Source organism: Pandoraea captiosa (assembly GCF_902459775.1).
Classification (GTDB): domain Bacteria; phylum Pseudomonadota; class Gammaproteobacteria; order Burkholderiales; family Burkholderiaceae; genus Pandoraea; species Pandoraea captiosa.
On record NZ_CABPSQ010000002.1, the window covers coordinates 277052 to 289995 of the forward strand.

The 12944-nt window shown below is 64.8% G+C and carries 9 protein-coding genes and 1 pseudogene; 7 read left to right on the forward strand and 3 right to left on the reverse strand.

Going from position 1 to position 12944, the window contains the following annotated elements; all coding sequences use genetic code 11:
• The first annotated feature begins 17 nt into the window (after positions 1-17).
• Complete coding sequence (locus tag PCA31118_RS06460) at positions 18-998, forward strand: LysR family transcriptional regulator (RefSeq protein WP_150624149.1); 981 nt, start codon at positions 18-20, stop codon at positions 996-998.
• A gap of 119 nt (positions 999-1117) precedes the next feature.
• Here the strand turns inward: PCA31118_RS06460 and PCA31118_RS06465 are convergent, their stop codons facing one another.
• The 3 genes from PCA31118_RS06465 to dprA all read right to left on the reverse strand — a co-directional run bounded on the left by PCA31118_RS06465 (position 1118) and on the right by dprA (position 6118).
• Positions 1118-3829: a DNA topoisomerase III gene (locus tag PCA31118_RS06465; RefSeq protein ID WP_150624151.1), complete on the reverse strand. Its 2712-nt coding sequence runs from the start codon at positions 3827-3829 to the stop codon at positions 1118-1120.
• A gap of 374 nt (positions 3830-4203) precedes the next feature.
• On the reverse strand, positions 4204-4593 hold the full coding sequence (locus PCA31118_RS06470) for a thioredoxin family protein (protein ID WP_150625147.1): 390 nt from the start codon (positions 4591-4593) through the stop codon (positions 4204-4206).
• Positions 4594-4654: 61 nt separating this feature from the next.
• Positions 4655-6118: a DNA-processing protein DprA gene (dprA, locus tag PCA31118_RS06475; protein WP_174990362.1), complete on the reverse strand. Its 1464-nt coding sequence runs from the start codon at positions 6116-6118 to the stop codon at positions 4655-4657.
• Positions 6119-6378: 260 nt separating this feature from the next.
• Between dprA and def the strand changes: the two genes are divergently transcribed.
• The 6 genes and pseudogenes from def to PCA31118_RS06505 form a co-directional block, all read left to right on the forward strand.
• Entirely contained in the window at positions 6379-6882 is a 504-nt protein-coding gene (gene def, locus PCA31118_RS06480; protein WP_044457577.1) for a peptide deformylase, read from the forward strand.
• Positions 6883-7027: 145 nt separating this feature from the next.
• Complete coding sequence (locus PCA31118_RS06485) at positions 7028-8746, forward strand: ArnT family glycosyltransferase (protein WP_150624153.1); 1719 nt, start codon at positions 7028-7030, stop codon at positions 8744-8746.
• Positions 8747-8777: 31 nt separating this feature from the next.
• Positions 8778-9755 carry a methionyl-tRNA formyltransferase gene (gene fmt, locus PCA31118_RS06490; RefSeq protein ID WP_150624155.1) on the forward strand — a complete coding sequence of 326 codons (978 nt, stop codon included), beginning with the start codon at positions 8778-8780 and terminating at the stop codon, positions 9753-9755.
• Between the two features lie 215 nt (positions 9756-9970).
• Positions 9971-10828: a zinc metalloprotease HtpX gene (gene htpX / locus PCA31118_RS06495; protein WP_150624157.1), complete on the forward strand. Its 858-nt coding sequence runs from the start codon at positions 9971-9973 to the stop codon at positions 10826-10828.
• 169 nt (positions 10829-10997) lie between these two features.
• Positions 10998-12311: a 16S rRNA (cytosine(967)-C(5))-methyltransferase RsmB gene (rsmB, locus tag PCA31118_RS06500; protein WP_150624159.1), complete on the forward strand. Its 1314-nt coding sequence runs from the start codon at positions 10998-11000 to the stop codon at positions 12309-12311.
• A pseudogene (locus PCA31118_RS06505) lies at positions 12308-12907 on the forward strand (DUF4390 domain-containing protein); the annotation flags it as partial. The gene rsmB and the pseudogene PCA31118_RS06505, both read left to right, overlap by 4 nt.
• Positions 12908-12944 lie beyond the last annotated feature (37 nt).

Sequence of the window (12944 nt, forward strand, 5' to 3'; positions counted from 1 at the left end):
TCACGATTGGAAACAACATGGACCGTCTGCAATCGATGCGCGTTTTCGTCAAAGTGGCCGACAACGGGAGTTTTGCCCGTACGGCCGCCCAGATGGACCTGTCTGCCGCCGTGGTGACACGGCACGTCGCGGAACTCGAATCGCATCTCGGCGTTCGCCTGCTCAATCGCACCACGCGCAGCCTGTCGCTGACCGGCGCCGGTCAGGTGTATCTGGAGCGCTGTCGGCAGATCATCGATGAAGTCGACGAGGCCGATGCGCTGATCTCGAGCGCGTCGCGCGATCCCAAGGGAACCCTCAAAGTCGTTGCCCCCGTCTCGTTCGGGGTGCGCAACCTAGCGCCGCTCGTCAAGAAGTACCAGGAACTGCATCCGAAGGTCGTGGTGGACCTCACGTTGACCGACCGTGCCGTCGATCTGGTGGAAGAGGGGTACGACTGCGGGATTCTCCTCACGCGAATGATCAACAGCGAAAGCCTGATCTCGCGCGTACTGGCCGAGACCCGCGTGATGCTTTGCGCCTCGCCCGCCTACATCGCCGAGCACGGCGAGCCGGTAACGCCACAGGAACTCGGTGAGCACGGCGTGCTGGGCCTGCCGAGCGAGTTCTGGAGCGACGACCGCGTGTTTGCCGGCCCCGACGGTGAAGTTCGCGTTCGGGTGCAGAACAAGCTCATCTGCAACAACACGGCGTTGTTGCGTCAGTCGGTGTTGCTGGGCCACGGCATTGCGTTCCTGCCGTCGTATCTCGTGGGCAACGATGTGCGCGATGGCGATCTCGTCGCGCTGATGCGCAACTATTCGCAGACGCCGATCGACGTCTCGCTGGTCTACCCGAGCCGCAAGTATCTGTCGGCGAAGACCCGTGGCTTCATCGATCTGACCGTTGAGTACTTCCGTCAGAACGAGAGCATTTCGGCGGCCGAGCGTTGGGTACCGCCCAAGCCGTCGTCATCGTCGAGCGCCCCGTCGACGCCGAACACCGAAATGCCCGTTTGACGTTCAGGGGCATCGGATGGCAAAACGGCCACTCCCGTTGAGGGAGTGGCCGTTTTTCATTGCCCCGGTGATCTGAGGCGACGGTTCGGTCAATCTGGTCGATCCATTCGATCCGACCGTCAGAACGGTGCGTCGTCCTCATCGAACGTGGCGTCGTCCGACTTGCCTGCCTTGGCCGACTTGGTGGCCGGTTTGGCCTTCGCCGTCGTCTTTTTGGCGGCAGCCTTCTTGGCCGGTGCCTTGGCGGCGGCAGTCTTCGCTGCCGTCTTGCGCGCCGGTGCCGCCTTTTCCTCGCCTTCGTTCGTTTCGTCCGCTTCGGCGCCCGGCTTGGCCGCCGTCTTCTTCGGAGCCTTAGCCTCGAATTCGAAGCCGATCTTGCCGTCCTTCTGCTTGGCGAGATAGGCCTTGAACGTGCGGCCGGTACGCGACGACTTGAAGTTCGTCAGCAGGTCGGTCTTGCCCTCGGTGAGCAGCTTGTGAATCTGCTCACGCGAGATTTCCTGCTGAAGAATCACCTTGCCCGAGGTGAAGTCGCATGTCTTCGGGTTCGCCACGGCGTTCTCGCAGACGTAACGCATGCCGTGCTCGAACACGCGCCCATTGCACTTCGGGCAATGCCCGACCGGTTCCTGACCCGTGAAGTCCGGAGCTTCGCCGTCTTCGTCGCCGTTGTCCTGACCGAAGTCGAATTCGAGCTTGTAGCCCATTTCGTCATCGGGCGAGAGCTTGATGATCGCCGAGAACGGACGGCCCATCTTGCTGCGAAAGCCCGAGAGCGGTCCGATCGTCTTGTTCGTCAGGAGCTCTTCGACTTCGGGGATTTCGAACTGGCGTCCGCCCGGAATCTTCGAGATCGAGAAGTTGCAGTTCGTGCATGCGAAGCGACGATAGTTCTCCTTGACCACGCCACCGCAATGCGGACACGGGGTGCTGAGCGTTGCGTAATCGCCGGGAATGGTATCGGAGTCGTACTCTTTCGCGCGCTTGACGATGGTCTGCGTCATTTGGGCGATTTCGTGCATGAACTCGTCACGCTTGAGACCGCCGCGCTCGATTTGCGACAGCTTGGCTTCCCATTCGCCCGTGAGTTCGGGCAGCGTCAGTTCGTCCACCCCGAGACCACGCAGCAGCGTCATCAACTGGAAGGCCTTGGCCGTCGGGTGCAACTCGCGGCCTTCGCGCACGAGGTACTTTTCCGTGAGCAGACCTTCGATGATGGCTGCACGCGTAGCCGGCGTGCCCAGACCCTTGCCGGCCATGGCTTCACGCAGTTCGCCGTCCTCGACAAGCTTACCCGCGCCTTCCATGGCCGAGAGCAGCGTGGCTTCGCTGTAGCGGGCGGGCGGTTTGGTTTGCAGGCCGATGGCCGCCACCTTGTCCACGCCGACCTTTTCGTCCTTGGCGACCGGCACGAGGTTCGGCTGGTCTTCCTTGGCGTCCTTCGCGTCTTTGCCGTCGTCGGCGCCTTCCTTGCCGTAGATGGCGAGCCAGCCGGCCTGCACGAGCACCTTGCCCTCGGTCTTGAAGTGATGGCCGACCACTTCCGTGATACGGGTCGTCACCTGGTACTCGGCAGCGGGGAAGAACACGGCCAGGAAGCGCTTGACCACGAGGTCGTACAGCTTCTGTTCCGGCTCGGAGAGGTTCTTCGGCGCTTGCAGCGTCGGGATGATGGCGAAGTGGTCGCTGATCTTGCTGTTATCGAAGATCCGCTTGTTCGGCTTGACCCAATCCTTGTTCAGGATCTGGTTGGCGAACTGATGATAGTTGTTGCTTTCCTTGAGCACGGCCATCGTCTCTTTGACGGTGGCCAGATAGTCTTCCGGCAGCGCGCGGGCATCGGTACGCGGGTACGTGAGCACCTTGTGCTTTTCGTACAGCGCCTGCGCCAGACCGAGCGTGTTCTTCGCGGAGAAGCCGAAGCGGCTGTTGGCCTCGCGTTGCAGGCTAGTCAGGTCGAAGAGCAGCGGCGAGAGCTGGCTCGACGGCTTCGATTCTTCCGTGACCGTGCCATGCTTGCCGCGCACGGCCGCGACGACCGACTCGGCCGCCGCCACGCTCCAGAGGCGCGAATCGCGCTGCTCGGGATCGAACTCGTTGCGCTTGAAATTCGGATCGAACCAGCGGCCTTCATAGAAACCGGCGGCAGCGACGAACTCGGCTTTGACTTCCCAGTAGTCGCGCGAGACGAACTTGCGGATCTTCTCCTCACGCTCGACCACGATCGACAGCGTCGGCGTTTGCACGCGACCTACCGTCGTCAGGAAAAAGCCGCCGCCCTTGCTGTTGAAGGCGGTCATGGCGCGCGTGCCGTTGATGCCGACCAGCCAGTCGGCCTCGGCACGGCTGCGTGCGGCGTCGGCCAGCGGCAGCATGTCGTCGTCGCTGCGCAGGCGCTTGAAGCCGTCGCGAATCGACTGCGGCGTCATCGACTGAAGCCACAGACGCTTGACCGGTTGCCTGGCCTTCGCATGCTGCGCGATCAGGCGGAAAATCAGCTCCCCTTCGCGTCCCGCGTCACAGGCGTTGATCAGGATGTCGATATCCTTGCGCTTGATCAGGCGGGTCAGCACCTTCAGACGCGACTCGCTCTTGGCGATCGGCTTGAGGTCGAAGTGCGGGGGAATCACGGGAAGGTTGGCGAAGCTCCACTTGCCGCGTTTGACTTCATAGTCTTCCGGCGCGCCGATTTCGACGAGGTGGCCAACCGCCGACGAGACGACGTATTCGTCGCTCTCGAAGTACTCGTCATGCTTGGTAAAGCCGCCCAGCGCCCGCGCGATGTCATTCGCGACAGACGGTTTCTCGGCAATGATCAGAGCTTTTGACATGACGTTCAGTAATGTTGAGGGGGTGTCGCCAGGCGACATTCGTTGGCTTTATAACATATAGCCAATCCGGCGTTGCCGTCGGATCGGGCACAAGGCGTGCCTGAAAGCGGCACATCATAAGCGCGTCGCAAGCCGGCGGCAAGCGCGGTGGCGGCGCGGCTCGGGCGGCACCGTGGGGTGGCGCGGCGGCGCTTCGGACACCGCCTGCAGCCGGTTCCGGCCGGTTCGGTCGGCGCGATGTCGGGGCTACGTCGTGGCTGCGTCGGGGCTGTCCGGCATCGATTCGGGAGCGATTTTGACGAGGGCGACCAGGGCGAGCAGGGAGACCGGGGCGACGAGGGTCCAGTGGTTCAGGATATCCGGGCCGGCCGGAATCACTCTGCCAGCAAATGCTCGCGCAGCGCCGGGGCGACGACTGTGGCGTCACCCAGCACGTCGGCGTCGAGCATCCGCTCCAAAATCCCGATCGCTGGCAGCACCGGCCCGAAGAACCGCGCCTGGCCGGGCGACTGTCGAGCGTCCTGCACCAGCAGTGTCGGGAAATTCTCGATGTCATGGTCGTCCAGCCAATCGGCGTGCGTCTCGATATCCACCCAGACGAAACACAGCTCGGGATGCCTGGCCGCGAGCGATTCGAACGTCTGCGCATATTCGCGGCATGTGCCGCACCACGCCGCGCACAGGCAGGCCACGAGGCGCGTGTTGCCACCGGCCAGCGCAGCGGCCAGCGCGGAACGGTCGGCGACGGGATGGAAAACGGGCATGGTGTCGGTGATGTCGGTGATATCGGTATGCCGGATTGGGGGCGGCACTCGCGCCTGCCGGTCAGCGCGCCGGCCCGGGACCGAGCCGCGCAAACCGGCCACCCGGCAATCGGGCGACGAGGCCGTCGAGTTCAAGCGCACCTAGCTGCGACAGCACGGCAGCAATGCCTAGACCGGAGCGCTCGCAGAGGGTGTCGGCGTTGACGGGATCATACCCCAGCGCTTCCAGGATCGCTGCCGTGCCCTGCGGCGGCTCGGTCGATGGGCCGGGTTCAGACGGGACGGATGTCGCGGGGGCGACGGTGTTCGGGGCGCCGCGGGTGCCCTCGTCGCCGGAGTTGCGAAGGATTGGCTCGTCGCTCGGATCCCATGTCGGCTCGGCGGCGACGTCGCTGGCGGTGGCACAAGCGCGGCGCCCGGTCGCACCGCGCCGTCGTTTGCCACCCTGTCGGGCCGGGCCGTCCGCTGTAGCGTCCACCGTCTTGTCCGCCGTCTTTTCGGATGACTGCGACCGGGGGCTGCCCGGCACCTCCTTGAAACCCATCGCCTCGAAGACGTCTTCGGGAGACGTCACCAGCGTGGCGCCGTCCCGGATCAGGACGTGGCAGCCCCGGCTCTGCGGGGCGTGGATCGAACCGGGCACGGCGAGCACGTCGCGTCCCAGTTCGCCTGCCAGACGCGCTGTGATGAGCGACCCTGAATGCGTTGTGGCCTCGATGACGACGGTGCACCGGGCGAGCGCCGCGATGAGGCGGTTACGACGTGGGAAGTGGTCGGGGCGGGGCGGTGTGCCCAGTGGGAACGCCGACAGCAGCAATCCCCGCTCGGCAATGCGCTCGGCGAGCGCGTGATGGCGAGACGGGTAGACGATGTCCGCGCCGGTGCCGATCACCGCGCAGGTTCGGCCCGCCGTCTCCAGTGCCCCTTCGTGCGCGGCCGCGTCGATGCCGGCGGCCAGGCCTGACACGATGGTGACGCCAGCATCCCCCAGCACCCGGGCAAAGTGCCGGGCGTTCTCGCGTCCTTGTGGCGTGGCGCGGCGGCTACCGACGAGTGCCGCTGCCATTTCGCCGATGCCGCTCATTTCACTCGCGCCACCCGTCCCACCCCTGCTGCCCGTGTTGCCCACGGCGTCCCGTGCGCGGTTCATCAGTGCGGCGTCGCCCCGACAATAGAGAATGGGTGGCGCGTCGCCGAGGGTCAGCAGCGCTCGCGGGTACGCCGCTTCTGACAGCGTAATGACGGTGCATCCCGGCTGTCTGGCCCAGGCCAAGGTACGGGAGATCTGGGTATCCAGTTCGGCCGAGGGGCGCGCCAGGAGTCGCGAGACGACCTCGCGGGGTACGAGCGTCATCAATGCCGTGCGCGACGCGCCGAAGATGGCGCCGGGCGGCCCGAGCGTCGCCAACAGGCGTCGCACGGCCGCAGGCGGCACCCCCGGCGCATGGCATAGCCGCAGCCAGTCCCTGATTTCGTCGGGAGATGCGCCGATCTGCCCGCCCGAGCGCGTGGATTCGCGTGGCATGGTTTGTTCGTGTGCATCGACCGGGGTTGCCGAGTCCGCTGCGGCGCTCGCAGGACGGGCCTCACGGTAGGGCCTCGCGGTTTGCGCCGCCAGCATGGGCGGGAGCGCTATGCTAAAATTTTTCATCATCCGGTAAGCATTGACCGGGGGGCCAGAGCAGGCTGTGCACGCGGCGAGACCGTCGCGGTGGACATCAGCCATCGCAAGATTGTGCGGTGGTGTGCGCCCACGAGGCAATGCGGCGAATTCCCGTTTTCATCATGGCATTACTACCCATTCTTCAGTACCCCGATCCCCGTCTGCACAAAGTGGCCAAGCCGGTCGCCGAAGTGGACGACCGGATCCGCCAGCTCGTCAAGGACATGGCCGAGACCATGTACGACGCGCCCGGCATCGGCCTTGCGGCCACGCAGGTCGACGTGCACGAGCAAGTCATCGTGATGGATCTGTCGGAAACGCGCGACGAACTGCGCGTCTTCATCAATCCGAAGATCGTCTGGCGCAGCGACGAGCAAAAGGTCTACGAAGAGGGCTGTCTCTCGGTGCCGGGCATCTATGACGAAGTCGAGCGGGCCGATCGTGTGCGCGTCGAAGCGTTGAACGAGAACGGTGAGAAGTTCGTGATCGATGCCGACGAGCTGCTAGCCGTGTGCATTCAGCACGAGATGGACCACCTCAAGGGCCGCGTGTTCGTCGAGTATCTCTCGCCGCTCAAGCGCAACCGCATCAAGGCGAAGATGAAGAAGCAGGCCGAACGCGCCTGATCTGCGGGGCGACGCCCCCCGCTTGGGCGCACCCGGCAAAGTCCTCTATACTTGCAGCGCTCGCGGGCCACGGCCTGCCTTCTGCCGCTGCGACGGGGCGTCTCGAACGTCTGCCGTCGGGCCAAACTCCCGACTGTCTGCCGAGATGTCCATCGCCACCACTTCGTCGTCCTCCCCGTCGTCCACGTCTTCGGTTCGCGCCCGTACGATCTTCTGGCTGAGCGCCGCGCTGTTGTTCGCCTTCGTGCTCGCGGGGCTTTTCGATCGCGACCCCTGGAAAGCCGATGAGCCGTACTCGGTCGGCATGGTGCTCAACTTCTTCCGGGGCAACGATCTGATTGTGCCGCGCGTGGCCGCCGACCCGTTCGTCGAGAAGCCCCCCGTCATGTATTGGACGGGGGCGATCTTCGCGCGACTGACCGCCGGCGTGCTGCCCGTCTTCCAGGGCGCGCAACTGGCCGTGCTGGCATGGCTCGTGGTCGCGATCATCTGTGTCGGTCGTCTCGCCCAGCGCCTGTACGGCAAGGACACCTTCAACTGGCTCGCGCCGATGCTCATGGTCGGGAGCTTCGGGGCCATCGAGAACATCCACAAACTGACGGCGGACGTACCTCAGCTCGCGGGGGCGGCACTCGCGCTGGCGGCGCTGGCGCGTCTGGCCAAATCCGAAAATTGCGCGCGTACGTGGGGGCTGCTGTTCGGCACGGGCGCTGGTATCGCGTTTCTGAGCAAGGGGCTTCTCGTGCCCGGCGTGCTGGGACTCACCGCACTGGCCGCGCTGACGTTGCCCGCATATCGCACGCGCCGCTACGTGGCGGCGCTCGCCTGGGCGGTGATCGCTGCGTTGCCCTGGCTGATCGTCTGGCCGGTGCTGTTCTGGCACGCATCGCAGCCGCTGTTCATCGAGTGGTTCTGGGACAACAACTTCGGTCGCTTTTTTGGCTTCGTGCATCTGGGCGGCGAGCGCAAGTCGTACTGGAACGACGTGACGAGCCTGCTCGGACTGACGTTCCCCGCCGGATGGCTGGCGCTCGGCGCGTTGATTCCGCAATGGCGGCAAGCCGGGTGGCGGCGCTTCGTGACGGAGCGGCCCGAGCTCGCCATGCTGTGGCTCTACGTGGTGCTGTTCGTGTTGACGCTGGTCGTCTCGTCGGCGATTCGCGATATCTATATGTTGTCGCTGTTCCCCGCCATTGCCGTGCTCGGGGCAGGCGTGCGCCTGCCGTCGTGGCTTGAGAAGACATGGTCGGGTGTGGCGCTCGTGCTCATGAGCGCGCTCGGCCTGTTCCTGTGGGTGCGCTGGGGGCTGCAACTGACCGGTAACGGGCATGTCGCGGCCGGGCCGATCGGCAAATGGCTGCCGCTCGATTACGTGCTGCCGTTCTCACCCGGACTGGTGCTCGCCGCAGTCGTCATTGCAGGATTGTGGGTCAGCGCCATCGTGCATCGCCGTGAGCTCGGCGCGCTCGTTTTCGGCTTTGCCGGGCTGATGTTCGTCTGGGGAACGTTGTCGACACTGCTGTTGCCGTGGATCAACGAGGCGCGCAGCTACCGCACGCCGTTCGCCGCCCTGCACGATGCGTTGGCGAAGGCGCCGCGCACGGCGTCCTCGGTAGCGAGCACTTGCATCGGTTCGTTCAATGTCGGTGAGTCGGAGCGAGGCATGCTCGACTATTTCATCGACGTCCGTCCGGTACAGTTGTCGAGTCTGGCAGACGCTTCGCGCTGTGACGTGCTGCTCGTACTCGACAAGGCCAATGCACGGATTACCGTGCCCGAAGGTTGGTCCCCGATCTGGCAGGGCGGTCGTGCGGGCGATACAAACGAGCGCTTCCGCGCCTTCGTGCCGTCTGCCGTCAAATAAGTTAAAGCGTTTCAGCAGGAGGAAGTTCGCCATGACGCTTCGCATCGTTTTTGCCGGTACGCCGGAATTCGCACAAACCGCGCTCGCCGCCATCGATGCCGCTGGCTTCTCCGTGGAGTTGGTGCTCACTCAACCCGATCGTCCTGCCGGACGCGGGATGAAATTGCAGGCCAGTCCGGTCAAGCGCTACGCACTGGCGCATGGCATGCCGGTCGCACAGCCGCCGTCGCTGCGTCGGAACGGCAAGTATCCGGAAGACGCCGCCGCGGCTATCGAGCAACTGCGGGCGTTGGCCCCCGACGTCATGGTCGTGGCTGCTTACGGCCTGATCCTGCCGCAGGAAGTGCTTGATCTGCCGCGTTACGGGTGCCTCAACATCCACGGTTCGCTGTTGCCGCGCTGGCGTGGCGCCGCGCCGATTCATCGCGCCATCGAGGCGGGCGATGCCGAGACCGGCATTACCATCATGCAGATGGATGCGGGCCTCGATACCGGCGCGATGATCCTGCATGAAGCGCAGCCGATCGGCCCGGAAGATACGACCTCGACGCTCCACGACCGCATGGCTGCGCTGGGCGGCAAGCTGATCGTCGATGCGCTGCGCCAGCTGGCTCGCGACGGCCATCTACCGAGCGTTGCACAGCCGGAAACCGGCGTGACGTATGCCGAAAAGATCGCCAAGCACGAAGCGGTGCTCGACTGGGGCAAACCGGCGCAAACCCTGGCGCGACAGGTTCGGGCGTTCGATCCGTTTCCCGGGGCGCTGGGCACCGTCCACGACACGCCCGTGAAGCTTTGGCGCGCAAGCGCCGTCGCCGGTCGGGGCGGGGTCGCCCCCGGCACCGTGCTCGAAGTGAGCGCTGACGCCATCGTGATCGCATGCGGCGACGGCGCACTGCGTGTGACCGAATGCCAGAAGTCGGGCGGCAAGCGCCTGCCGGTGCGTGAGTTCCTCGCGGGGTTTTCGCTTGCCCAGGGGGACGTATTCACGTCCGGCGTGGCGGGGTGAGTGTTCTGGGAAACGTAGGTTCCGGGCACCAAAACAGCGCGAAAATGTCGTAAAACGCCATCGAAGTCGTATGGAATCGCGCGCAACGTCGGAAAAAGTGTCCGAACCGAGGTCCGCAGACGTTGAATTTTCACCCTTCGACGCCATCTAACGCCCGAGGACACGCAAAGTGCGTGATTCCCTGAGGTAATCAAGATTTTGCAGAGGAGAACACCATGTTCAATTGGATGAAGACCACCCTGCTGATGGCGGCCATCACCGCGTTGTTCATGGTGGTGGGCGGCATGATCGGCGGCAAGCAGGGCATGATGCTCGCGCTGGCGTTCGCGCTCGCGATGAATTTCTTTTCGTACTGGTTCTCGGACAAGATGGTGCTGCGTATGTACAACGCGCAGCAGGTGGACGAAACCAGCGCGCCGCAGTTCTACAACATGGTGCGCGAGTTGTCGCAACGCGCCGGGCTGCCAATGCCGAAGGTGTACCTGATCAACGAGGACGCCCCAAACGCCTTCGCGACCGGCCGCAATCCGGAAAACGCTGCCGTAGCGGCAACGACCGGCATTCTGCGGGTGCTCTCGGACCGCGAATTGCGCGGGGTGATGGCGCACGAACTGGCGCACGTGAAGCACCGCGACATTCTGATTTCGACGATTTCCGCCACGATGGCCGGTGCGATTTCGGCGCTTGCCAACTTCGCCATGTTCTTCGGCGGACGCGACGAGAACGGCCGTCCGGCCAATCCGATCGCCAGCATTGCCGTGGCGATTCTGGCGCCGCTGGCCGCATCGCTCATTCAGATGGCGATCTCGCGCGCTCGCGAGTTCGAGGCGGATCGGGGCGGTGCGCAAATCTCCGACGATCCGCAGGCACTCGCGGCGGCGCTCGACAAGATTCACCGCTATGCGCAGGGCATTCCGTTCGACACGGCCGAACAACACCCGGCCACGGCGCAGATGATGATCATGAATCCGCTGCGCGCGGGTGGCTTGCAGAATCTCTTCAGCACCCATCCGGCGACCGAGGAACGTATCGCCCGCCTCATGGAAATGGCACGTACCGGGCGCTACGAATAAGCCCTGAACAAGACTGGCGTGACCGGACTTCCTTGCGAAGCTAACGCTCACCGACCGAACGAGCCACGCTCGCAAATCCGGGGCGTCAGTCTGCTATCCTGTGGCCCGACAACCGTCCGATAGCCTCCCATGCCCGCCGTCGCGCGGGCATGTTTGTTTGTAGAAGCCCATGCCGCAACCGAGTCTGCCCACCGAATCCCTGGCCTACGCGCTTCAGCGCGCCGCGCAGGCCCTCGAATCCGTTCAGAAGGGCACTGCGTTGCCACAGGCGCTCGCGCAGGCGACCACACAATGCGCCCCGACCGTGCGGGCTGCCTCACAAGATCTCGCCTATCGCGCGGTGCGGCGCCTGGGTAGCAGTCGCGCATTGCTCGCGCTGCTCGTCAAAACCGCGCTGCAAGCGCGCGTTCGCGACATCCTGCTGTGTGCGCTCGCGCTGCTGCAAGATGACCCCGAAGGGGCCGCGTACACCGAATTTACCGTCGTCGATCAGGCGGTCGAAGCGATTGCTGCACAACGCCGCACGGCTGCCGCGAAGGGGCTCGCCAATGCGGTGCTGCGCCGTTTCCTGCGCGAGCGTCAGGGCCTGATGGCGCAGATCGCCAAACAGCCCGAGGCGCGCTGGAACTATCCCGTCTGGTGGATCGACACCGTGCGCGAAGCGTATCCCGACCAATGGGAAACGTTGCTCGCCGCCGGTGACAGTCGTGGGCCGATGACGCTGCGTGTGAACACCCGTCGCACCAGCGTGGCGGCCATGCAGGCGAGTCTGACGCAGGCAGGCATGGCCTCCGAGGTGATTGGCCCGGTGGCGCTGCGCCTCGCGCACGCGGTACCGGTGGAGCGTCTGCCCGGTTTTGCGGACGGTTGGGTCTCGGTGCAGGACGCGGGCGCGCAACTCGCCGCGCCGCTGGTACTTGGCGAGCATCCGCGCGCGGGCATGCGCGTGCTCGACGCGTGCGCCGCGCCGGGCGGCAAGACCGGCCATCTGCTGGAGATGGCTGACGTTCATGTCACGGCCCTGGAGTCGGATCGCACGCGAGTGCCGCGCATTTACGAAAACCTCGAACGCCTGGGGTTGGAGGCGGACGTGCGCATCGGCGATGCCGGCAACCCGTCGAAATGGTCGGGCGGCGGCTGGGACGGCGTGCCGTTCGACCGCATTCTGGCGGACGTGCCGTGCTCGGCGGCCGGTATCGTGCGGCGTCATCCGGACATTCGCTGGTTGCGCCGGGAAGCCGACATCGCGGCGCTCGTCGAAGAGCAGCGCCGCATCCTGCTCGCGCTCTGGGGCACGCTCGCCGTGGGCGGCGAACTGATCTATGCGACGTGCTCCGTCTTTCCCTCGGAAAACGAACAGCAAGCGCAATGGTTTGAACGTGTTTGCTCAGATGCGGTACGATTGGACGCTCCCGGGCAATTGCTAATGACCCCTGGCGGCGCCCATGACGGTTTCTACTACGCTCGCTTCCAGAAACGGTGACCTTCTCCCAACGGCTACTGGCCTGCCTGCTGCCGCTGCTGTGCGTGCTTGCGCTCGGCTATGCGGCACCCGCGCGTGCCGACAACGAAATCCAGGTGCGCGAAGCCCGGCTGGAACCGTCCGATGGCGGTTGGTCGCTCGACGCGCGCTTTGCATTCGAGCTCAATAGCAGTCTCGAGGACGCTGTCAATCGCGGCGTCTCCCTCTATTTCACGACCGACTTCGAACTCACGCGCTCGCGCTGGTACTGGTTCGACGAGAAGGTCGTGAATACGTCTCAAAGCGTGCGGCTGTGGTTTCAGCCGCTGACGCGTCAGTATCGTGTCTCGAGCAATAACGGCAACAGCAACAGCGGCGGGTTGCAACTCGGCTTCGGCTCGCTGCGCGATGCACTGGCGCTCGTGCGCAATGTGAGCGGATGGCGCGTGATCGAGAAAGGCGTGGTGAAGCCGGGCACGCAGTATCAGGCCTCCGTGCGGATGCGTCTGGACAATGCGCTCATGCCCAAGCCGTTCCAGATCGACGCGGTGAACAATCGCGACTGGAACCTGAGCTCCGACTGGGCGCGCTTCCTGTTCTCGCCGTCTCAGCCGGCGGCGGCCGCGAATCTGCCGACGACCTCGCTGGCCGGTG

What these genes read in the sequence shown, in the direction of transcription:
- PCA31118_RS06470 (WP_150625147.1), bottom strand. Translation starts at nt 4,593, where the DNA reads ATGCCCGTTTTCCATCCCGTCGCCGACCGTTCCGCGCTGGCCGCTGCG.
- PCA31118_RS06485 (WP_150624153.1), top strand. Translation starts at nt 7,028, where the DNA reads ATGTCCATCGCCACCACTTCGTCGTCCTCCCCGTCGTCCACGTCTTCG.
- fmt (WP_150624155.1), top strand. Translation starts at nt 8,778, where the DNA reads ATGACGCTTCGCATCGTTTTTGCCGGTACGCCGGAATTCGCACAAACC.
- htpX (WP_150624157.1), top strand. Translation starts at nt 9,971, where the DNA reads ATGTTCAATTGGATGAAGACCACCCTGCTGATGGCGGCCATCACCGCG.
- dprA (WP_174990362.1), bottom strand. Translation starts at nt 6,118, where the DNA reads ATGCCACGCGAATCCACGCGCTCGGGCGGGCAGATCGGCGCATCTCCC.
- PCA31118_RS06465 (WP_150624151.1), bottom strand. Translation starts at nt 3,829, where the DNA reads ATGTCAAAAGCTCTGATCATTGCCGAGAAACCGTCTGTCGCGAATGAC.
- def (WP_044457577.1), top strand. Translation starts at nt 6,379, where the DNA reads ATGGCATTACTACCCATTCTTCAGTACCCCGATCCCCGTCTGCACAAA.
- rsmB (WP_150624159.1), top strand. Translation starts at nt 10,998, where the DNA reads ATGCCGCAACCGAGTCTGCCCACCGAATCCCTGGCCTACGCGCTTCAG.
- PCA31118_RS06460 (WP_150624149.1), top strand. Translation starts at nt 18, where the DNA reads ATGGACCGTCTGCAATCGATGCGCGTTTTCGTCAAAGTGGCCGACAAC.